Source organism: Rhodococcus sp. AH-ZY2 (assembly GCF_030916465.1).
In the GTDB taxonomy this organism is placed as follows: Bacteria; Actinomycetota; Actinomycetes; order Mycobacteriales; family Mycobacteriaceae; genus Rhodococcus; species Rhodococcus ruber.
On record NZ_CP126458.1, the window covers coordinates 2547214 to 2567912 of the forward strand.

The 20699-nt window shown below is 71.4% G+C and carries 23 protein-coding genes; 6 read left to right on the forward strand and 17 right to left on the reverse strand.

Going from position 1 to position 20699, the window contains the following annotated elements; all coding sequences use genetic code 11:
* Nucleotides 1–67: 67 nt before the first annotated feature.
* Nucleotides 68–451 carry a helix-turn-helix domain-containing protein gene (locus tag QNA09_RS12705; RefSeq protein WP_010595247.1) on the reverse strand — a complete coding sequence of 128 codons (384 nt, stop codon included), beginning with the start codon at nucleotides 449–451 and terminating at the stop codon, nucleotides 68–70.
* 82 nt (nucleotides 452–533) lie between these two features.
* Between QNA09_RS12705 and QNA09_RS12710 the strand changes: the two genes are divergently transcribed.
* A complete protein-coding gene (locus QNA09_RS12710; RefSeq protein WP_017681416.1) occupies nucleotides 534–944 on the forward strand; it encodes a RidA family protein in 411 nt (136 codons plus the stop codon).
* Nucleotides 945–1004: 60 nt separating this feature from the next.
* Here the strand turns inward: QNA09_RS12710 and QNA09_RS12715 are convergent, their stop codons facing one another.
* Nucleotides 1005–1199 (reverse strand): hypothetical protein, encoded by a 195-nt coding sequence (locus tag QNA09_RS12715; RefSeq protein ID WP_003935826.1) that lies wholly within the window; start codon nucleotides 1197–1199, stop codon nucleotides 1005–1007.
* Between the two features lie 9 nt (nucleotides 1200–1208).
* Nucleotides 1209–2222 carry a biotin synthase BioB gene (gene bioB / locus QNA09_RS12720; protein WP_026137926.1) on the reverse strand — a complete coding sequence of 338 codons (1014 nt, stop codon included), beginning with the start codon at nucleotides 2220–2222 and terminating at the stop codon, nucleotides 1209–1211.
* Between the two features lie 127 nt (nucleotides 2223–2349).
* Here bioB and QNA09_RS12725 point away from each other — a divergent pair, with 127 nt between their 5' ends.
* Nucleotides 2350–3012: a TetR/AcrR family transcriptional regulator C-terminal domain-containing protein gene (locus QNA09_RS12725; protein ID WP_040272579.1), complete on the forward strand. Its 663-nt coding sequence runs from the start codon at nucleotides 2350–2352 to the stop codon at nucleotides 3010–3012.
* A gap of 26 nt (nucleotides 3013–3038) precedes the next feature.
* Here the strand turns inward: QNA09_RS12725 and QNA09_RS12730 are convergent, their stop codons facing one another.
* The 4 genes from QNA09_RS12730 to QNA09_RS12745 are packed head-to-tail and all read right to left on the reverse strand — an operon-like array spanning nucleotide 3039 to nucleotide 6858.
* The gene (locus QNA09_RS12730; protein ID WP_010595243.1) at nucleotides 3039–3785 is read right to left on the reverse strand and encodes a succinate dehydrogenase/fumarate reductase iron-sulfur subunit; all 747 of its coding nucleotides are present in this window, start codon (nucleotides 3783–3785) and stop codon (nucleotides 3039–3041) included.
* 2 nt (nucleotides 3786–3787) lie between these two features.
* Entirely contained in the window at nucleotides 3788–5704 is a 1917-nt protein-coding gene (locus QNA09_RS12735) for a fumarate reductase/succinate dehydrogenase flavoprotein subunit (RefSeq protein WP_017681413.1), read from the reverse strand.
* 57 nt (nucleotides 5705–5761) lie between these two features.
* Nucleotides 5762–6577 (reverse strand): hypothetical protein, encoded by an 816-nt coding sequence (locus QNA09_RS12740; RefSeq protein ID WP_010595241.1) that lies wholly within the window; start codon nucleotides 6575–6577, stop codon nucleotides 5762–5764.
* The gene (locus tag QNA09_RS12745; protein ID WP_003935832.1) at nucleotides 6574–6858 is read right to left on the reverse strand and encodes a hypothetical protein; all 285 of its coding nucleotides are present in this window, start codon (nucleotides 6856–6858) and stop codon (nucleotides 6574–6576) included. Before QNA09_RS12745 ends, QNA09_RS12740 begins: the two co-directional genes overlap by 4 nt.
* A 269-nt stretch (nucleotides 6859–7127) precedes the next feature.
* On the opposite strand from QNA09_RS12745, the gene QNA09_RS12750 reads away from it, so the two are divergent.
* Together QNA09_RS12750 and QNA09_RS12755 are read left to right on the forward strand one after the other, a co-directional pair.
* Nucleotides 7128–7280, forward strand: coding sequence for a hypothetical protein (locus QNA09_RS12750; protein WP_017681412.1), 153 nt, complete (start codon nucleotides 7128–7130; stop codon nucleotides 7278–7280).
* A 35-nt stretch (nucleotides 7281–7315) separates the two neighbouring features.
* Nucleotides 7316–7744 carry a hypothetical protein gene (locus QNA09_RS12755; RefSeq protein ID WP_010595239.1) on the forward strand — a complete coding sequence of 143 codons (429 nt, stop codon included), beginning with the start codon at nucleotides 7316–7318 and terminating at the stop codon, nucleotides 7742–7744.
* An 88-nt stretch (nucleotides 7745–7832) separates the two neighbouring features.
* On the opposite strand, the gene QNA09_RS12760 is transcribed toward QNA09_RS12755, so the two are convergent.
* The 6 genes from QNA09_RS12760 to QNA09_RS12785 form a co-directional block, all read right to left on the reverse strand.
* Nucleotides 7833–8288 carry an ATP-binding protein gene (locus tag QNA09_RS12760; RefSeq protein WP_051059605.1) on the reverse strand — a complete coding sequence of 152 codons (456 nt, stop codon included), beginning with the start codon at nucleotides 8286–8288 and terminating at the stop codon, nucleotides 7833–7835.
* Between the two features lie 103 nt (nucleotides 8289–8391).
* Complete coding sequence (locus QNA09_RS12765) at nucleotides 8392–8781, reverse strand: STAS domain-containing protein (protein WP_003935836.1); 390 nt, start codon at nucleotides 8779–8781, stop codon at nucleotides 8392–8394.
* Nucleotides 8782–8843: 62 nt separating this feature from the next.
* Nucleotides 8844–9170 carry a hypothetical protein gene (locus tag QNA09_RS12770; protein WP_010595237.1) on the reverse strand — a complete coding sequence of 109 codons (327 nt, stop codon included), beginning with the start codon at nucleotides 9168–9170 and terminating at the stop codon, nucleotides 8844–8846.
* A 247-nt stretch (nucleotides 9171–9417) separates the two neighbouring features.
* Nucleotides 9418–10113 (reverse strand): dethiobiotin synthase, encoded by a 696-nt coding sequence (gene bioD / locus QNA09_RS12775; protein WP_017681410.1) that lies wholly within the window; start codon nucleotides 10111–10113, stop codon nucleotides 9418–9420.
* Complete coding sequence (locus tag QNA09_RS12780) at nucleotides 10110–11249, reverse strand: 8-amino-7-oxononanoate synthase (RefSeq protein ID WP_017681409.1); 1140 nt, start codon at nucleotides 11247–11249, stop codon at nucleotides 10110–10112. The genes bioD and QNA09_RS12780 overlap by 4 nt, the downstream gene beginning before the upstream one ends.
* A 79-nt stretch (nucleotides 11250–11328) precedes the next feature.
* Nucleotides 11329–12609: an adenosylmethionine--8-amino-7-oxononanoate transaminase gene (locus QNA09_RS12785; protein ID WP_017681408.1), complete on the reverse strand. Its 1281-nt coding sequence runs from the start codon at nucleotides 12607–12609 to the stop codon at nucleotides 11329–11331.
* 103 nt (nucleotides 12610–12712) lie between these two features.
* Here QNA09_RS12785 and glgX point away from each other — a divergent pair, with 103 nt between their 5' ends.
* Together glgX and treY are read left to right on the forward strand one after the other, a co-directional pair.
* The gene (glgX, locus tag QNA09_RS12790; protein ID WP_010595232.1) at nucleotides 12713–15022 is read left to right on the forward strand and encodes a glycogen debranching protein GlgX; all 2310 of its coding nucleotides are present in this window, start codon (nucleotides 12713–12715) and stop codon (nucleotides 15020–15022) included.
* Nucleotides 15019–17379 carry a malto-oligosyltrehalose synthase gene (gene treY, locus QNA09_RS12795; RefSeq protein ID WP_017681407.1) on the forward strand — a complete coding sequence of 787 codons (2361 nt, stop codon included), beginning with the start codon at nucleotides 15019–15021 and terminating at the stop codon, nucleotides 17377–17379. The genes glgX and treY overlap by 4 nt, the downstream gene beginning before the upstream one ends.
* A 406-nt stretch (nucleotides 17380–17785) precedes the next feature.
* On the opposite strand, the gene QNA09_RS12800 is transcribed toward treY, so the two are convergent.
* The 4 genes from QNA09_RS12800 to QNA09_RS12815 form a co-directional block, all read right to left on the reverse strand.
* Nucleotides 17786–18043, reverse strand: coding sequence for a chorismate mutase (locus tag QNA09_RS12800; protein ID WP_010595229.1), 258 nt, complete (start codon nucleotides 18041–18043; stop codon nucleotides 17786–17788).
* A 122-nt stretch (nucleotides 18044–18165) separates the two neighbouring features.
* Complete coding sequence (locus QNA09_RS12805; protein WP_010595228.1) at nucleotides 18166–18957, reverse strand: ABC transporter permease; 792 nt, start codon at nucleotides 18955–18957, stop codon at nucleotides 18166–18168.
* Nucleotides 18954–19727 (reverse strand): ABC transporter permease, encoded by a 774-nt coding sequence (locus tag QNA09_RS12810; RefSeq protein ID WP_010595227.1) that lies wholly within the window; start codon nucleotides 19725–19727, stop codon nucleotides 18954–18956. The genes QNA09_RS12805 and QNA09_RS12810 overlap by 4 nt, the downstream gene beginning before the upstream one ends.
* Nucleotides 19724–20686: a daunorubicin resistance protein DrrA family ABC transporter ATP-binding protein gene (locus QNA09_RS12815; protein WP_010595226.1), complete on the reverse strand. Its 963-nt coding sequence runs from the start codon at nucleotides 20684–20686 to the stop codon at nucleotides 19724–19726. Before QNA09_RS12815 ends, QNA09_RS12810 begins: the two co-directional genes overlap by 4 nt.
* Nucleotides 20687–20699: the final 13 nt, after the last annotated feature.

Below are 20699 nucleotides of genomic sequence, written 5' to 3' on the forward strand. Positions count from 1 at the left end.
GCACAGCGCCCGGATCGCACCCGGAGTTCGCGCGCACCCCGATTCCGCGAGCCCCGGACGCGGCGCCTCAGGCGAGGTCCGACTCCGCATCGAAGCGCGCGCGGGCGGCGTCGATTTCGGGCAGGTGCGCGTCGGCCCACGCGAGGAGGACGTCGACCGGCGGGCGGAGCGTCTTACCGAGCGGGGTCATCCGGTATTCGACCGCGACCGGGCGGGAACTGAGGAGCGTGCGCTCGACGATGCCGTTGCGTTCGAGTCGACGCAGGGTCGCGGTCAGCGACTTCTGCGTCACGGCGGGGATCGCGCGCCGCAGCTCGTTGAACCGGCTCGGACGCTCGCACAGCTCGTTGCACACCGCCAACGACCACTTGTCGAGGATCTGATCGAGCAGCTCACGATGCGGTGCGGTGACCGTGAGTGCACCGAGGGCGTCCGAGGTGGTATCGCGCACGACACCTAGTCTCGTTGAAGTGACCTTCGGAGACCAAGTATCACTGTGATACCTGTTCGGATCGATGAGCGAGGAGCACCCCATGACCGTTCGATACCTGACCCCCGAAGGCATGACCCAGCCCACCCCGTACCACCACGTCGCCGTCGGCACGGGCACCCGCCATGTCCACGTCGCCGGCCAGATCGCCCGGCTCGCGGACGGCACCCCCGTCTCACCCGGCGATCTGGCGGGACAGGTCGCCCAGGCGTTGCGGAACACCGCAACCGGACTGGCCGGTGCGGGGGCGGGGTTCGGCGACGTCCTGCGGCTGACCTTCTACGTCACGAACTGGGCACCGGAGAAGATCACCGACTTCATGGCGGGCCTCGAACAGGTCGCCGAGGAGATCGGGCTGCCCGTGCCGGTGCCGCCGGCCTCCCTCGTCGGCGTGGACTACCTGTTCGAGCCGGATGTGCTCGTCGAAGTCGAAGCGACCGCCATCCTCGACTGAGCCGGGTCCGGCCGCCGGCGGACGCGCTGCGACCGTGCCCGCCGGCGGCCGGCCCCCGTCTCAGCGACGTTCGGTCAGGCTCGAATCGAGCATCCCGTGCCGTGAGCACCGGGCCCACCAGCCGTCGGGGGCGATCTGCACGATCATCCGCCGTCCGCACTGCTCGCAGAACCGGGGCGGTTCGAGACCGAGCCGGGCCGCGGCCGGGACCGGGGCGCCCTCGTCCACGGGCCGGCCGGTGAACGGATTGAACACACCGGCCTCCTAGAAGGTCTCGCCGAGCGCCTTGATCGGCATCTTCAGCTCGCCGAGCAGGTCGAGGTCGGACTCGGCGGGCCGGCCGAGGGTGGTGAGGTAGTTGCCGACGATGACGGCGTTGATGCCGCCGAGGATGCCCTGCTTGGCGCCGAGGTCGCCGAGGGTGATCTCGCGGCCGCCGGCGAAGCGCAGGATGGTGCGCGGCAGCGCGAGCCGGAAGGCGGCAACGGCCTTGAGCGCCTCCGCCGCCGGCAGGACCTCGAGGTCCCCGAACGGGGTGCCCGGGCGCGGGTTGAGGAAGTTCAGGGGCACCTCGTCGGGTTCGAGGGCGGCCAGGTCGGCGGCGAATTCGGCGCGCTGCTCGAGCGTCTCCCCCATGCCCAGGATGCCGCCGCAGCACACCTCCATCCCGGCCTCACGGACCATCCGCAGCGTCTCCCACCGCTCCTCCCAGGTGTGGGTGGTGACGACCTGGGGGAAGAACGAGCGGGCGGTCTCGAGGTTGTGGTTGTAGCGGTGCACTCCCATCGCGGCGAGCTGGTCGACCTGCTCCCGGGTGAGCATGCCGAGCGAACACGCCACCTGGATGTCGACCTCGTTGCGGATCGCTTCGACACCGGCGGCGACCTGAGCCATCAGACGCGCGTCGGGCCCTCGGACGGCGGCGACGATGCAGAACTCGGTCGCGCCGGTCTTGGCCGTCTGCTTGGCGGCCTCGACGAGGCTGGGGATGTCGAGCCACGCCGAGCGGACCGGGGAGGCGAACAGTCCCGACTGGGAGCAGAAGTGGCAGTCCTCGGGGCAGCCGCCGGTCTTGAGGCTGATGATGCCCTCCACCTCGACCTCGGGGCCGCACCAGGTCATGCGGACCTCGTGGGCCAGGCCGAGCAGGTCCTCGAGCCGGTCGTCGGGCAGCCGCAGCACCTCGAGCACCTGCTCGCGGTCGAGTCCCTCGCCACGCCCCAGGACCTGTTCGCGGGCGAGGGCGAGGATGTCGGCACGGGCGGGGGCCTGGGTCACGGGAGTCTCCTGGAGGATGCGGGTCGCGGCACACTTGAACACCGTTCACTTGAACGACGTTCAGGCTAGGGTGACGGTGGTCTACTGTCAACGCGACGGATGCTCGGGAACCAGACGGGAGCGAACGGTGCAGTTGCGACGCGGCGACGTCCTCGACGGCGCGATGGCGATCCTCGACGAGTACGGGCTCGGCGACCTGACGATGCGGAAGCTCGCCACCTCGCTCGGCGTCCAGCCCGGGGCCCTGTACTGGCACTTCCCGAACAAGCAGACCCTGCTCGGGGCGATGGCCGACCGCATCCTCGACGGCGTCGCGGCCCCGCCCACCGCGTCCACGTGGGACGGCGCCCTCAGCGAACTCGCGCATCGCTTCCGCGCCGCACTGCTCGCGCACCGAGACGGCGCGGAACTCGTCGCCGCGACCTACGCGTCGCGCCTGACCACTGCGCGAGTGCGCGAGGCATTCGTCGCGGCGGGGCTCCGGGCCCGGTTGTCCCGGGCGCACGCCGAGCTCGCCGGATACGCGCTGCTGCACTACGTCCTCGGCCACACCGTCGACGAACAGTCCCGCCTGCAACTCGCCGAACTCGGGGCGCTGACCCGCAAGCCCGTCTCCCCCGACGTCGCCACCGAGACCGCGGCCGGTTCGGACGACGACCTGCTCGACGGGGATCCGGCCGTGCGCTTCGATTTCGGCCTGACCCTGTTCGTCGACGGCATCCGCACCCGGGTGCACGCGGGCGGCGCCGAGGCGCCCGGACCGAATGTCACACCGGTGCGGTTCAACTGAACGCATGTGACATTCGGCCGGACCGGTCAGCGCCGGAACAGCTTGTTTCCGAGCCAGACGATCGGGTCGTAGCGACGGTCGACGACGCGTTCCTTCATCGGGATCAGCGCGTTGTCCGTGATGTGGATGTTCTCCGGGCACACCTCGGTGCAGCACTTGGTGATGTTGCACAGCCCCAGTCCGTGCTCTTCCTGGGCGGCGGTGCGCCGGTCGGCCACGTCGAGCGGATGCATCTCGAGTTCGGCGATCCGCATCAGGTACCGGGGTCCGGCGAACGCCTCCTTGTTCTCCTCGTGGTCGCGCACCACGTGGCAGACGTTCTGGCACAGGAAGCACTCGATGCACTTGCGGAACTCCTGCGACCGCTGCACGTCGATCTGCCGCATCCGGTACTCCCCCGGCGCCAGGTCGGGTGGGGGCGCGAACGCCGGGATCTCCCGGGCCTTGGCGTAGTTGAAGGACACATCGGTGACCAGGTCCCGGATCACCGGGAAGGTGCGCAGCGGGGTCACGGTGACCACCTCGTCCTCCGCGAAGACCGACATCCGGGTCATACACAGCAGCCGCGGACGGCCGTTGACCTCCGCCGAGCAGGACCCGCACTTGCCCGCCTTGCAGTTCCATCGCACCGCCAGGTCGGGAGCCTGGGTGGCCTGCAGCCGGTGGACGATGTCGAGAACGACCTCCCCCTCGTTCACCTCGACGGTGTAGTCGCGCAGTTCGCCGCCCCCGTCGTCGCCGCGCCAGATCCTGAATGCCGCTCGGTAGCCCATGGCTACGGCCTCCGTCCCGGATGTTCCGCGAGTTCGTCGTCGGTGTAGTACTTGGCGAGTTCCTCGACATCGAACAGCGCCAACAGGTCCGGACGCATGGGCACCTGACGTTCGGGCGCGACGGTGACATCCGGGATCGAGCCGTCGCCGTCGTCCGTGCGACACACCAGCAGCGTCCGGCGCCAGTTCGGATCCATCGACGGGTGGTCGTCGCGGGTATGCCCGCCCCGGCTCTCGGTGCGCAGCAACGCCGCCCGGGCCACGCACTCGCTCACGAGCAGCATGTTGCGCAGATCCAGGGCGAGGTGCCAGCCGGGATTGAACTGCCGGTGCCCCTCCACGGCGACGTTGCGGATCCGTGCCCGCAACGCAGCGAGATCGTCGAGGGCGCGGGCGATCTCGTCCGCGCGCCGGATGATGCCCACCAGGTCCTGCATGCACTGCTGCAACCCGGTGTGCAGGGTGTACGGGTTCTCCGCCGTCGCGGGCTCGGCGGGATCGAAGGGCGCCAGCGCCGTACGCGCCGCCGCGACGACGTCCGCGTCCGCGAGGCGTGGACGGTGCCCGAGGCCCTGCACGTAGTCGGCGGCGCCGAGACCGGCGCGCCGGCCGAACACCAGCAGGTCCGACAGGGAGTTGCCGCCGAGCCGGTTCGATCCGTGCATCCCGCCCGAGCACTCGCCGGCGGCGAACAGGCCGGGCACGGACGCGGCCCCGGTCTCGGGATCGACCTCGATCCCGCCCATCACGTAGTGGCAGGTGGGGCCGACCTCCATCGCCTCGGCGGTGATGTCGACGTCGGCGAGTTCCTTGAACTGGTGGTGCATCGACGGCAGCCGCCGGACGATCTCCTCGGCGGGCATGCGTGAGGCGATGTCGAGGAACACCCCGCCGTGCGGGGTGCCACGACCGGCCTTGACCTCGGAATTGATGGCGCGGGCCACCTCGTCGCGCGGCAGCAGGTCCGGGGTGCGGCGATTGTTCTCCTGGTCGGTGTACCAGCGGTCGGCCTCCTCCTCCGTCTCGGCGTACTGACCTTTGAACACCGGCGGAATGTAGGAGAACATGAACCGTTCGTTCTCGGAGTTCTTCAGCACCCCACCGTCACCGCGTACCCCCTCGGTGACGAGGATGCCCTTGACGCTGGGCGGCCACACCATCCCGGTGGGGTGGAACTGGACGAACTCCATGTTGATCAGGGCGGCCCCGGCCCGCAGCGCGAGCGCATGACCGTCGCCGGTGTACTCCCACGAATTCGACGTGACCTTCCAGGACTTGCCGATCCCGCCGGTGGCGAGGACGACGGCGGGGGCCTCGAACAGCACGAACCGGCCGGACTCGCGCCAGTACCCGAACGCACCGGCGATGCGGCCCTCGCCGTCCTTCAGCAGTTCGGTGACGGTGCACTCGGCGAACACCCGCACCCGCGCGTCGTAGTCGCCGGTGGCGGCGTAGTCCTCCTGCTGGAGCGACACGATCTTCTGCTGCATCGTGCGGATCAGCTCGAGCCCGGTACGGTCGCCGACGTGCGCGAGCCGGGGGTAGGTGTGACCGCCGAAGTTGCGCTGGCTGATCCGGCCGTCGGGGGTGCGGTCGAACAACGCACCGTAGGTCTCGAGTTCCCACACCCGGTCGGGGGCCTCGCGCGCATGCAACTCGGCCATGCGCCAGTTGTTGAGGAACTTCCCTCCGCGCATGGTGTCCTGGAAGTGCACCTGCCACGAGTCGTGCGGGTTGGCGTTGCCCATCGCGGCGGCGCACCCGCCTTCCGCCATGACGGTGTGTGCCTTGCCGAACAGCGACTTGCACACGACTGCGACCCGCAGTCCGCGCTGACGCGCCTCGATGACGGCACGCAGCCCCGCCCCGCCCGCGCCGATGACCACCACGTCGTAGCTGTGCCGTTCGACGTCCGCCATCCAGTCCTCCTCTGCTGCCGAACCGCCCGCGGCAGGCGCCCGGGCCGGCGTCGTGGCTCAGCCGACGAACCGCAGGTCCGAAACCGTGCCGCTCGCCACGAGCATGATGTAGAAATCCGTGATCATCAGGGTGCCCAGCGTGGTCCACGCCAGCTGCATGTGCCGGGTGTTGAGCCTGGAAACGAACGTCCAGACCCGGTAGCGCAGCGGGTGTTTCGAGAAGTGTTTGAGCCGGCCGCCGGTGACGTGCCGGCACGAGTGGCACGAGACGGTGTATGCCCACAGCAGCACGACGTTCACCACCAGGACGATGTTGCCGAGCCCGAACCCGAACCCGCCCCCGGCACCGTGGAACGCGAGGATCGCGTCGTAGGTGTTGATCGCCGAGATGACGAGCGCGACGTAGAAGAAGTAGCGGTGCGAGTTCTGGATCAGCAGCGGCAACCGCGTCTCCCCCGTGTACCGGGCGTGCGGCTCGGCGACGGCGCAGGCCGGCGGCGCCAGCCAGATCGAGCGGTAGTAGGCCTTGCGGTAGTAGTAGCACGTCAGCCGGAACCCGAGCAGGAACGGCAGCGACAGGAACGCCAGGGGGATCCACATGGGCAGTTCACCCACCCACGTGCCGAAGTGCCGGGCACCGGGCACGCACGACGCGCTGACGCACGGGGAGTAGAACGGCGTGAGGTAGTGGTACTCCTCCACCCAGTACGCGGTGCGCACGAACGACCGGATCGTCGCGTAGACGACGAAGACGGCCAGTCCGAGTGTGGTGAGCAGGGGCGGCTGCCACCACCGGTCGGTGCGTAGCGTGCGCGCCGCGATCCGGGCCCGCGTCGCGGAGCGCACGCCGGTGCCTGCCGCGGGCGCGCTCACCGCGAGCCGTGCAGGCCGCCGAGCCCCTCGTCGTCGCAGTCGACGCCGCGGAAGATCTCGTCGTACGGGGTGTCGGGGATCGGGATCCGCTCGCCGACCGGCCGGGACGCCTCCCGCGGCGGGGAGGCCGCCAGGTCCTGCGCGTCGATGTCGAGCCGGTCCACGTCGTTGACCAGACGACGTACGGCGGCGGCGTCGCCGTACCGCGACCGGAGCGAGGTCAGGCAGTGCCGCAGGTGACCGATGGTGCGGTGCAGTTCCTGCATTTCGGTGGTGGACATTCGTACCTCCGAGAGGTCGGTCGGCACGTCGACACCTGCCGACTCTGTGTGACAGCTATCACAGTACGACATTCGCGCGGCCTCGCAGGCGAATCCGGGTATCGACGCGCACGGGCCGTGACCGAACGGGATGCCGAGCCGGATCCGGACAGAACGGACCAGGAAATGTGAAATCTCTGCTACAGGTTTCGAAAACCTGTGCTCCGGGAAGACTTGGATGCCACTGTGAAAGCAGCACGCGCTGAAGAGAGTTAGGACAGAGAAACGTCATGCAGACCACCTTGTTCGCCTCCGCCGCCTCCCGCCGCGCCTCGGCCACTGCCGGCTCGGCCATGAGCACCGAGGAGATCAAGCGCCGTATCGAGGCGATGTTCGCCGAACCACGCACCGACGAGCAGTCGGCGGGCACCGGGCGCGCATGAGGTCGAGGACGTCGATGCGGAAAGCAGGGGATCAGATGACTTCAGGATCGATCGAGGGGGGATCGGCCGGCGAACTGCTGATCGTCGGCGACTGCTCCCGGGTGCTCGACGGCGCCCGTGGGGCCGAGTTGCGGACGTGGGCACGTGAGCACGGATTCGGACTCACCGATACCTTCGCCGGAGGCCGGGTGGTGTGCGCGATCGTCGCCGAGGAGGTGCTCGACGGCGCGTGCTCCGCGGCCGAGGCGATGACGATGCAGTCCGTGCGCGCCGCAGGCGTTCCGTGCGTCTGCGTGCACGACGCCCCCGCACGGATCCTCGAGGCACTCGCCGAGCACGACCTGCCGGTCGGTGCGGGGACCTCGCCGGCCCGGGACGTCCCGGTCCCCCTCGGGACCGTATGCACCTCGGTGTTCGCCTCGGGCGGCGACGCCGCCCTTCGCCGACACCCGCAGCCTGCCTGACTTCTCCCGGAGTGCATTCCGGCCCCGGCGCGCGAAGCGCCGGGGCCGGAATCCGTTCGTGGGCAGCGTGCCGCCCGGGCGACTCGCGTCAGCCGGTGGCCGCCGAGGTCTCCCCCGGCAACTGCCAGCGCATCGCCACCTGTGTGCCGTCGGGGTTGACGGCCAGGTCGGTATCCGAGGCCAGATTCCGGATCAGCGCCAGGCCGTGCCCCCGGGAGCTATCGGCCGCCGGCGTGGCCGAACCCCGCCAGTGCCCGTGGTCGGTGACGACGACCTCCACACACCGGTCCTGCGGCGAGTACTTCGCTTCGAGGTCGACCGTGCCGTCACCGTCATCCGCGGTGTACGCGTGCTCGACGGCGTTCGCGAGCGCCTCGTAGCTGGCCAGCAGCACGTCCTGGCCGCCGACCTCGGCGAGCCGCAAGCCGCTGAGCCAGCGGTCGAGCGCCTGCCGCAGCATCGTCACCTGCGAGGCCTCGGCCCGTACGCCGCGGAAGTACAGTCCCGTCGTCAGAAAGGCCGGTGCTACGCCTCGCGCCTGCATCCTCGTTCCCTCGTCGTCGACGGGTCCCCGCCGGATTTCCACCCCGGACACACCGGTCCGGTCGAGCCGGCGCGACCCGACCGACTCGTGCCTCCGCGGCGGTTCATGCCTCCGTGCCGGCCTTGTCGGCCTGCAGAGCGGCCAGCGCCTCGTCCAGGCGGCTGTGGATCGGGAACACCTCGTCCAGGCCGAGCAGCGACAGCGGCCGGGCGGTGGCCGAACCCTGCGCGACGACGGCGTAGGGGGTCGTGCCGGCGGTCTTCTTCGACAGGTCGACCAGCACGGCGATGCCGACCGACGCGAGGAAGTTGACTGCACCGAGGTCCACGATCAGGCCCCGGCACTTGTCGTTGCCGAGGGTGGCGACAGCTTCCTCCTCGAGCTGCGGGGCGCTGACCAGATCCACGTCACCGGCCACCGACAGCACCGCGATGTCGCCGCTCCACGCCTGGGAAACGGCCATGATCGGCTGTTCGGAAGTCGCTTCGTTCATCTGTCCATCATGCAAGACACTGTCCTCCTGTGCGATAGCGGGTCCGATCCCGGGGGTCGGAGTCAACGGGGTATACCTGCGGTGAGCAGGGCGATGTCGTCCTGCGCCCGTGCAAGAATCGATTCCGAAAGTTCGGCGACGAGGCGGGCGTCGGCCACCGGGCGGTCGGAGAGGATCGGTGCGGCGCACGAGCCGGGAGCGCGGCGGATCTGCCGCGCCCCGCCCAGCCCGTGGGCGGCCTCGAGCCGGATGCGGTCGGCGTCGACGATCGGCACCGGCGCCCCGAACCAGGACGCGGCGATCCGGCCGAACGGGCCGTCGAGAATGTGGGAGTGCGAGACCGCCCGCCTGCGGGCCGTCTCGCACTGCTGGTGATCGAGCACCCTCATCGCTTGCGCTGTCTCCTACACCGACTTCCGGTCTGCCTCGGTCGGGGATACGCAGCGGTCGACGCCGGACGCGGCGAACACTGCGTAGCACTGACGTAGGGACGCGTCGTCGGGACGCGTCCTCACTGGCACTACGGCTGGTGTCTCAACCGCACCGGATACCCTACCCGAACTCGTCGTCCTCGCACATTCGTTCACCTGCGGGAAGCGTGGCGGTGCGCCCGGCCGGGCGCCGCGGGGACAGGTGTCAGGGCCGAACCGGCAGGCCGAGCCGGTCGGCAGGCAGCCAGCGGGCGGCCTGGTCGGCGAAGGACACCGCGTCGAGGGCGCCGCTGCCCGCCGGGAGGCGCCCGAGGAGGGGCACACCGGTGACCCCGGGCAGATCCTGCAGATTGCACCGCTCGGCCAGACCCGGGTGCTCCGGCCACGCACCGATCACCACGCCCGCGCACTCGACCCCGCCGGCCCGCAACGCGGCGACGGTCAGTGCGCTGTGGTTCAGGGTCCCCAGGGCGGGGGCTGCCACCACCACGGCCGGGGCGCTCACCGCGGCGGCGACGTCGACGAGGGTGAATCCGTCCTCGCCCAGCCGGACGAGCAGCCCACCGGCGCCCTCGACGAGCACCAGGTCGTGCGCGCCGGCGAGCTCGCGTACGGCGGCGACGACGACGGGCAGGTGCAGCAGGGGCCGGCCGCTGCGGCGCGCCGCGGTGTCCGGCGCCAGGGGCTCCGGGTAGCGGGCCAGTTCCACGGTGTGCACGCGTCCCCCGGTGAGCCGGGCGATCTCGGCGAGGTCGCCGGGAGCCTCGTCGGCCACCCCGGTCTGTGCCGGTTTGCATACGGCGACCCGCAGCCCCGCCGCCACCGCCACGGCGGCGTAGGCCGCCGTGACGACGGTCTTGCCCACGTCGGTGGACGTGCCGGTCACACACAGGACCGTCATGACCGTGCCCCGGACAGCACATCGGTGAGGACGTCGTCGATGTGGGCGAGTTCGTCGGCGTCCAGGTTCGCGCGGGCCGTCAGCCGCAGCCGGGACGTGCCCTCGGGAACGGACGGCGGCCGGAAGCATCCGACGTGGACCCCCCGGCTGCGGCACGCCTGCGCGGCGTCGAACGCGACCTGCGGGTCCCCGAGCACCACCGACACCACCGCCGACGTGGGGGCGGCGACCCCGGCGATCCGGGCCAGGTCGGCGGCCCGCTCGAGCACGGCTCGGGCCCGGTGCGGTTCGTCACGCAACACGCGCAGCGCACCACGGGCGGCGCCGACGGCGGCGGGCGCGAGACCGGTGTCGAAGATGAAGGTGCGGGCGGCATCGATCAGGTGGGCCCGGACGCGGGCGTCGGCGAGCACCACGCCGCCCTGCGACGCGAGGGACTTCGAGAGCGTGGCAGTGACCACGACGTCCGGCTCACCGGCGAGACCCGCCTCGTGGACGAGTCCGCGACCGCCCCCGCCCCGGACCCCCACCCCGTGGGCCTCGTCGACGAGCAGCAGCGCGTCGTGTGCCCGGCACGCCGCATGCAGTTGCTGCAGCGGCGCGAGGTCCCCGTCGGCGCTGAAGACGGAGTCGGTGAGCACGAGGGCACGCCGCTCGGTGCGGGTCGCGAGCGCCGTCCGCACGAAGTCGACGTCGGCGTGCGGGGCGATCTGCACCCGTGCGCGGGAGAGCCGGCACGCGTCGACCAGGGACGCGTGGCAGCCCGCGTCGGAGACGATCAGGGTGTCGCGGTCGGCGAGGGCGGTGACGGCGCCGAGGTTGGCGGCGTACCCGCTGGCGAACACGAGACCGGACTCGGCGCCGGTGAACTCCGCGAGTTCACGCTCGAGCAGTTCGTGCTCGCTCGTGGTGCCGGTGACGAGGCGGGACCCGGTGGCGCCACCGCCCCAGCGGCGCAGCGCGGCGGTCGCGGCGGCGAGGACCTCGGGGTGCCGGACGAGACCGAGGTAGTCGTTGGAGGCGAGGTCGACGATGCCCGGCGCCGGGGTGCGCGGATGCAGGGTGCGGCGCAGGCCCGCCGCGCGCCGGGCGTCGGCGACGTCGTCGAGCCAATCCAGGCTGGCGAAGGCGGTCATGCCCGCAGACCATACCTGAACACCGTTCAAGTCGGAATGCGGGCGGCGTGCCCGGCTCGTCCGGCACCCCACGGCGGGGTCAGGTCCGGGCGGCGGCGCACATCCCCGCGGCGATCATCCGCACGTCGTCGGCCGTGCAGATGTACGGCGGCATCGCGTAGATCAGGTTGCGGAACGGACGCAGCCACACGCCGGACGCGACGGCGGCCGCCGTCGCGGCGCGCATGTCCACGGGCCGGTCCAGTTCGAGCACGCCGATGCCGCCGAGCACCCGCGCGTCCACCACGCCCGGCAGCTCCCGCGCCGGCGCCAGACCCGCTTCGAGGCCGGCGCCGAGCGCGGCGACCTCGCCGCGCCAGTCGCGCGAGAGCAGCAGCTCCACGGCAGCGACGGCCACCGCGCACGCGAGCGGATTGCCCATGAACGTCGGGCCGTGCATGATGCCGCCGCCCTCGCCCGCGCTGACCGCCTCGGCGACGGCCGACGTGCACAGCACCGCCGCCAGCGTCAGATATCCGCCGGTCAGCGCCTTGCCCACGCACATGACGTCCGGCGCGACGGCCGCGTGATCGGCGGCGAACAGCTCCCCGGTGCGACCGAACCCGGTGGCGATCTCGTCGAAGATCAACAGCAGGCCATGGGTGTCGCACATCCGGCGCAGCTCGGTCAGGTAGCGGGGGTCGTGGAAGCGCATGCCACCCGCGCCCTGGACCACCGGCTCGACGATCACGGCGGCCAGCTCGTCCGTGTGGGCCTCGAGCGTGGCCTCGAACTCGGCGACGTACGCCGGGTCGAACTCGCGCGGCGGCGCCGGCGCGAACACCTGCCGCTGCAGTACGCCGGTCCACATCGAGTGCATGCCGCCGTCGGGGTCGCACACGCTCATCGGCGCGAACGTGTCACCGTGGTAGCCGCCCCGCCAGGTCATGAGCCGGTGCCGGCCCGGCCGGCCCACCGCGCGCTGGTACTGCAGGGCGAGCTTGACCGCGACCTCCACCGACACCGACCCGGAATCGGCGAGGAAGACCTTGTCCAGGCCGTCGGGGGTGATCCGCACGAGCAGCTCCGCGAGCCGCGCGGCCGGCTCGTGGGTGAGCCCGCCGAACATCACGTGGCTCATCCGCCCCAGTTGGCGCGTGACCGCCGCGTCGAGGGCGGGGTGGCGGTATCCGTGCACGGCGGCCCACCACGAGCTCATGCCGTCGACGAGTTCCCGGCCGTCGGCCAGCCGCAGCCGGGTGCCGTGGGCCTCGTCGACCACGAGCGGCACGGTCGATGCGGGAACGGCCCCGTAGGGATGCCACAGGTGCGCCGCGTCGAGCGTGGCGACCTCGTCGGGATTCAGGCGGCGAACGGTCACGGGGTCCGACTGTAGGCGTCCGCGCCGCGCGGCCGGTCGGCACCTGCGCCGGACCGGCTCACTCGGTCCGTACACGACCGAGGATCCCGCTAGGGTTGCCGTCATGGAACCCACCGAGCCGAGCACGTCCACCGAGGCCCTCCCGGCCGAGATCCCGGTGTGGCCGGGGAACGCCTATCCGCTCGGCGCGACCTACGACGGGGCGGGGACGAACTTCGCCCTCTTCTCCGAGGTCGCCGAGAAGGTCGAACTGTGCCTGATCGCCAAGGACGGCACCGAGACCCGCGTGCCGATCGAGGAGGTCGACGGCAACGTCTGGCACGTCTACCTCCCCACGGTGACCCCCGGCCAACGCTACGGCTACCGCGTCCACGGCCCCTACGATCCGGGGCAGGGTCTGCGCTGCGATCCGAGCAAGTTGCTGCTCGACCCGTACGGCAAGGCCTTCGACGGCGCGTTCGACGGCGATGCGTCGCTGTTCTCGTACGCCATGACGGGGTCCGAGGCCGAGGAGGCCCCGTCGGAACCGGAGCAGTCGGACGCGGCCGCGGAGGACGCCTCCGGTGCGGACGCTCCAGGTGCGGCCACCGCGGAGTCGGGCGACGAGAACGACACGCCGGCCGAGTCCGCCACCGAGCCCAAAGAACCGTCGAATCCCGATTTCCCCCAATTGGATTCGCTCGGACACACGATGACGACCGTGGTGATCAACCCGTTCTTCGACTGGGTCTCCGATCGGCATCCGCGCCGGCCCTACTACGAGACCGTCATCTACGAGGCCCACGTGAAGGGCATGACCGCGACCCATCCGGGCGTGCCGGAGCAGTTGCGCGGCACCTACGCGGGGCTGGCCCACCCGGTGATCATCGAGCACCTGCAGAGTCTCGGGGTCACCGCGATCGAACTGATGCCCGTGCACCAGTTCATGCAGGATCAGGTGCTGCTGGACCGGGGCCTGCGGAACTACTGGGGCTACAACACCTTCGGCTTCCTGGCTCCGCACCTGGACTACTCGTCGGCCAGCAACCCGAGCGGCGTCGTCGCCGAGTTCAAGGCGATGGTGCGCGCCTACCACGAGGCGGGCATCGAGGTGATCCTCGACGTGGTGTACAACCACACCGCGGAGGGCAACCACATGGGGCCGACGATCTGTTTCCGCGGCATCGACAACGCCGCCTACTACCGGCTGGTCGACGACGACAAGTCCTACTACATGGACTACACCGGCACCGGCAACAGCCTCAACGCCCGCCATCCGCACACCCTGCAGCTGATCATGGATTCGCTGCGCTACTGGGTGACCGAGATGCACGTCGACGGATTCCGCTTCGACCTGGCCTCCACCCTGGCCCGCGAGCTGCACGACGTGGACCGGCTGTCCGCGTTCTTCGACCTCGTGCAGCAGGATCCGATCGTCTCGCAGGTCAAGCTGATCGCCGAGCCGTGGGACGTCGGTGAGGGCGGCTACCAGGTGGGCAACTTCCCCGGCCTGTGGACCGAGTGGAACGGCAAGTACCGCGACACGGTCCGGGACTACTGGCGCGGGGAACCGGCCACGCTCGGCGAGTTCGCCTCCCGGCTCACCGGCTCGTCGGACCTGTACGAGGCCACCGGCCGCCGGCCGAGCGCGTCGATCAACTTCGTCACCGCCCACGACGGCTTCACCCTCGCCGACCTGGTCTCCTACAACGAGAAGCACAACGACGCCAACGGCGAGAACAACATGGACGGCGAGTCACACAACCGCTCGTGGAACTGCGGCGTGGAGGGCCCGACCGACGACGCGGACGTGCTCGCGCTGCGGCAGCGGCAGAGCCGCAACATCCTGGCCACGCTGATGCTGTCCCAGGGCACCCCCATGCTCGCGCACGGCGACGAGTTCGGGCGCACGCAGCAGGGCAACAACAACGTCTACTGCCAGGACAACGAGTTGTCCTGGATGGACTGGTCGCTCGCGGAGACGAACGCGGACCTGCTCGAGTTCACCCGCAACGTGATCGCGCTGCGCCGGTCGCACCCGGTGTTCCGGCGACGGCGGTTCTTCGAGGGCCGCCCGATCCGCAGCGGCGAGCAGTCCCGTGACATCGCCTGGCGCACCCCGGCGGGCGAGGAGATGACGCCGGAGGACTGGGACAGCGGGTTCGGCAAGTCGCTGTCGGTGTTCCTCAACGGCGAGGGCATCCACGAGCCGAACCAGCGCGGCGAACGGGTCGTCGACGATTCGTTCCTGCTGTGCTTCAACGCGCACGACGAGCCGATCGATTTCGTCACCCCCGACGGTCCGCACGCCGAGGAATGGTCGGTGGCGCTGGACACGGACGTGCCGGACGGGCTGCGCGAGCAGGTGGTGACCGCCGGGGAGTCGGTGCGGGTGCAGGCCCGTTCGCTGCTGGTGATGCGGAGGACCGCATGAGCCCGCGCCCGGTGTCGTCGACGTATCGGCTGCAGCTCACCGGCGACGGGACGACCTTCGCGGACGCGATCGCGCTCGTGGACTACCTCGACGCGCTCGGCGTCTCCCACGTGTACCTGTCCCCCGTGCTCAGCGCCGCGGCCGGCTCGACCCACGGGTACGACGTGGTGGATCCGACGACGGTGTCGGCGGCGCTCGGCGGCCGCGAGGGTCTCGCGGCCCTGGCCCGCGAGGTCCGCTCCCGCGGGATGGGTCTGCTGATCGACATCGTCCCCAACCACGTCGGCGTCGGCGATCCGCGGGAGAACCCGTGGTGGTGGGACGTGCTGCGGCACGGCCGCACCTCGCCGTACGCGACGTACTTCGACGTCGACTGGGACGCGGACAACGGCTGCGACGGCCGGATCGCCCTGCCCGTACTGGGGTCGGCGACCGACGTCGAGGATCTGACCGTGGACCGTACCGGTGACGAGCCGACGCTGGCCTACTACGAGCGGCGCTTCCCGATCGCCCCGGGCACCGACGCGGGAACCGGAGCGGAGGTGCATGCGCGGCAGGCGTACCGGCTGGTGCCGTGGGACAGCGGCCTGATCGGATACCGCCGGTTCTTCACCGTCGACGATCTCGCCGCGGTGCGGGTGGAGGATCCGGCGGTGTTCGACGCGGTGCACGCCCAGGTGGCGTCGTGGATGGACGACGACCTCACCGACGGCGTCCGCGTGGACCATCCGGACGGACTGGCGGACCCGACCGGCTACCTGCAGCGGTTGCGCGAGCTCGTCGGCCCGGACCGCTGGCTGGTCGTCGAGAAGATCCTCGGCGACGGCGAACCGCTCGACCCGACCCTGCCGGTCGACGGCACCACCGGCTACGACGCGCTCGGCGAGGTCGGTGCGGTGTTCCTCGATCCGCGCGGTGAGAAGGACCTCGACGCGCTCTCGCGTGACCGCACCGGCGCGCCCGGCGACGCGCAGTGGCTGCACGCGCAGGAGAGACAGCTCAAGAGCACGGTGCTGCAGGCGGGTCTGGCACCGGAGGTGCGCCGGCTGGTGCGGGCGGTCCGCCGGGACGCCGCCGATGCGACCTGTCCGGACGAGCACCTGCGCGACGCGGTGATCGCGGTGGTGGCGGAGCTGCCCGTGTACCGGTCCGACTACGCGCCCCTGGCCGGGATGCTGCCCCGCATCCTGGGTGAGTGCGCCCGCGCCGAACCCGCGCTCGAACCCGCGCTCGAGGTGCTGTCGCGGGCCCTGGCCCGGGGCGCAGAGGCGGCGGCCCGGTTCGGGCAGGTGTGCGGCGCCGCGACCGCCAAGGCGGTCGAGGACTGCCTGTTCTACCGCGCGGCGCGGCTGGTCTCCCTCCAGGAGGTCGGCGGCCACCCGGGCCGGTTCGGGCTGCCCGTCGCCGAATTCCACCTCGCCTGGTCGGAACGGGCGCGGTGGTGGCCGCGTGCGATGACGTCGCTGTCCACCCACGACACCAAGCGCGGCGAGGACGTCCGCGCCCGTATCGGGGTGCTCTCGCAGGTGCCGCAACTGTGGGCGGCGTGCCTGTCCGAATGGGAATCCGTCACACCGCCCCCGGACGCCGCCTCGGGACTGTTCTTGTGGCAGAACATCTTCGGGGCCTGGCCGCGTGACGGTCGAGTGACGGAGGAGCTGCGGTCCCGGCTGCACGAGTACGCCCGGAAAGCCCTGCGGGAGAACGGCGTGCGCACCACCTGGACGGAGGTGGACGAGGAGTTCGAGGGCGCGGTGGCGGCCTGGCTCGACGCGGTGTGCGACGGGCCTGTCGGCGCGTCGCTGACCGAGTTCGTCGCGTCGCTGGCCCCGCATTTCTCCGCGGACTCGCTCGGGCAGAAGCTGCTGCAGCTGCTCGGACCCGGCATCCCCGACGTGTACCAGGGCACCGAGTTGTGGGAGGACTCGCTCGTGGACCCGGACAACCGGCGGCCGGTGGACTTCGCCGCGAGGCGCCGGCTGCTCGAGCAGGACCCGCCGCCGGCCGTGGACGGCGCCGGTACCGCGAAGCTCGCGGTCGTGCGGTCGGCGCTGCGGCTGCGCCGCGAACGGCCGGCGAGCTTCGTCGGTGGCGCCTACGTCCCGCTGTCCGCGTCGGGTCCGGCCGCCGCTCACCTCATCGGGTTCGGGCGCGGCCCGGCGGCCGACGACGTCGACGTGGTGGCGCTCGCCTCGCGGCACACGGTCACCCTGGAGGAGACCGGATGGGGCGACACGACGCTCGACCTGCCGCCGGGCCGCTGGGTGGACCGGCTCACCGGGCGGCGGCTGTCGGCAACGGTGTCGCCGGCGGAGGTGTTCGCGGACCTTCCCGTAGCCGTGCTGGCCCGCGACTAGGACTGCGCCCGGGGGTGGACAACCCCCTCCCGGCGACGCCGGGAGGGGGTTGTCCGGATGCTCGATGATGCGGCGAAGGTCCGGTGGTCCGGGTCGTGTGGCGGGAGGGGCCGACCCCCCGCTGATGTGGCTCCGGTCCGAGCGGGTGCACCGGCCCCTCGAATCCGGCAAGCGCCGACGCTTCGACGAGCTGGAGATGGCCGCGGTGCGGGACGTGGCCCTTCCGAGCGGCGAAAGACCTCGCGCGCGGCGCGACGGCGGGCGATCTCTCGGACGGCGAGCGTGCGGCCCCGCGGACAGTGGGTGTGGACCCGGGACCGCCCCGCCGACGACCGACCGGATGAGGTCCGTGTCGACACCCGGAACGAGGGGTGTCGCCCGGCACCGTCGGGCGCGCTCCGCACCGCTAACGCAGGCGCAGCAGGACCAGGGCCAGGGCCGTGCCGTCCTCCCCGAGCTCGGCGGCGTAGCGACGGATCATGCTCATGTCGTGGGCGTGGGTGACGCGGGGCGCCCCCGTCCCGACCCGGAGCTGCCCGATCCGTCGCTCGAGCGCGACACGGCGCCGCACCACGGCGAGGATCTCGGTGTCGAGACTGTCGATGTCGGCGCGCAGACGGGGCAGTTCGGAGTCGGTGGTGCCTGGTTCGGCAACGGCGGTCATTTTGCCTCCCTTCGGGATTCGGCGTGTTCACTGGATCGATCCTCCCGTACCCGGGGGCCGCGAACCAGCCACCCCGGGTGGCGGATTCGCCACCCTGCCGGGATCACCGGCGGCGGATCCGGTCACAGGGCCCGACGGTATCCGCGGATCACCGGCACGGCACACACCGCGACCAGGGCCACCGACCAGGCCACGGTGCGCACCAGCGGGCCCTGGACGGCGCCGCCCAGGGCCAGCGCCTGCATCGTCTCGACGGCACTGGTCATGGGCTGGTTGCGGATCACCGGCGCGAGCACGTCCGGGTACGCACCGATCGGCACGAACCCCGGATTGAAGAACAGCATCAGCGTGCACAGCAACGAGATCGCTTCGATGACCACCGTTTTCGCGGCCATGAATGCGGCCGCGGTGACCAGCGCGGCAAACGCCAGCCCGAACAGCACCGGTACGGCCAGGAAACCGATCGCGGCGAGCGGGCCGCGGTGGAAGCGGAAACCGAGCACGACCCCGGCGGCGACGACGACGACGGTGGTCACGGTGATGCGCACCGCCTCGGCGACGAATCTCGACGCCAGCGCCGAAGCCCGGTGGACGGGCAGCACCCACAGCCGCGCGGGCAGCCCGGCCTCGCACTCGCGGCCGAGTGTGACGGCGCCGGCCAGCGAGCCGAGCAGCGCGCTCATCACGACGACCATCGGCACCGTCCCGTACAGCGCGTCCTGCCCGGCGAACGCCGAGACCTGCCGGCCGAGCACCGCCTCGAGCATGAGCAACAGCAGCACCGGGTAGGCGAGGCTCTGCAGCACCGTCATCGGATCCCGGCGCCAGCGGGTCAGCAGGCGCCCGGCCTGCAGGCCGGTGTGCCGCACGAGAGCGGGGACCGAATTCTCGGGTGTGGTCACGGTGGTGCTCATCGCTGCCTCCGGTTCGTGCGGGTGGCCAGGGGGACGACGACCAGGAGGATCCCGCCGAGCCACAGCAGCGTCGGCGTCAGGGCGGCGCCGGTGCCGTCGGCGAGCCCGCGCAGGCTCGACGCGAACTGGGAGACGGGCTGGTTGCGGACGAACGGCTGGATCCAGGCCGGGAACTGGTCGATCGGAACGAAGCCGCAGGAGAGCATTCCGAGCACGAGCTGCGGCAGCATCAGTGCCTGCGTGGTGGCCTCCGGGCTCCGGAACACGGTGCCGAGCACATCGGCCCCCAGCGTGAGGACCGTGCCGATGGTGAGCGCGAGTACGCAGAACCCGACGGCCGCGGTGGCTCCGGCGAATCGGAATCCGATCACGTACCCGCAACCGATCGCCGCCGCCAGCGACAGCGCGCACTTGACGGTGCTCGCGGACAGGCGTGCGGCGAGCGGCACGGCCGCCGCGATCGGCATCGTCGCGAACCGGCGGTCGATGCCGTGCACCGCGTCGGTCGCGGCCAGGAACGCGGCGGAGATCGCGGTGAAGGCCACGGCCTGCAGCGCGATCAGCGGCATCAGGAACTGCCCGTAGTCGACGGCCCCGCCGGTGAACAGGGCGATCACCCGTTGCAGCGGCACGTAGAACCCGACGGTGAACACGAGCGGCGCGACGAGCGCGGTGACGAGTTCGCCGCCGCGGACGGCGGGGATCAGGGTGCGCGCGGACAGCACCCACCACTGGTAGAGGGGCGACGGTGCGGCGGTCGTCGTGGTCATGCCACCACCTCGAAACGCGGCCGGGCGGCGGTGAGGGCGAGGAAGACCTCGTCCAGCGACGGCCGCCGCAGCGCGATGTCGGAGACGGCGACGCCGTGGGCGGCGACGGCCGTCGCGACCTGCGCCAGGGTGCCCGCCCCGTGCGGGGCCGGGATCGTGACGCGGTCGGCGGCGACCTCGACCACCGCCGCCGGGGCGAACCGGCGGAGCACGTGCGCCACGGCGGGCACGTCGGCCGCCCGCACCGGGACGACTTCGCAGAAGGTGGCGCCGACGCGCTGCTTCAGCTGGGCGGGGGTGCCCTCGGCGACGACCGTGCCCCGGTCGATGACGACGATCCGGTCGGCGAGCAGGTCGGCCTCCTCGAGGTACTGCGTGGTGAGCAGCGTGGTGACGCCCTGCGCCTTGAAGCCGGCGATCAGATCCCAGACCCGTTGGCGGCTGCGCGGATCGAGGCCGGTGGTCGGCTCGTCGAGGAACACCACCCGGGGCGGGACGACGAGCCCGCACGCGATGTCGATGCGGCGGCGCATGCCGCCGGAGTACTTGCCGACCCGCCGGTCGGCGGCATCCTCGAGGTCGAACTCGGCGAGCAGTTCCCGCGCGCGGGCTCGGGCCGCGCGGCGCCGCAACCCGAGCAGACGGGCGAACAGGACGAGGTTCTCGAAGCCGGTGAGCATGTCGTCGAGGGCGGCGTACTGACCGGTGAGCATCACCGCCCGGCGCACCCCGGCCGGGTCGGTGACGACGTCGTGCCCGGCCACGACGGCACGGCCGGAATCCGGCCGCAGCAGGGTGGACAGGATGTTCACGGTGGTGGTCTTGCCGGCGCCGTTGGGGCCGAGGACGCCGAGGACCTCACCGGGCTCGGCGGCGAAGCTCACACCGCACAGGGCCGGGACCGGCCCGAAGCTCTTGGTGACGGCTTCGACGAGGACGGCGGGGGTCGAGGGGGACATGGTGCTCCGTTCG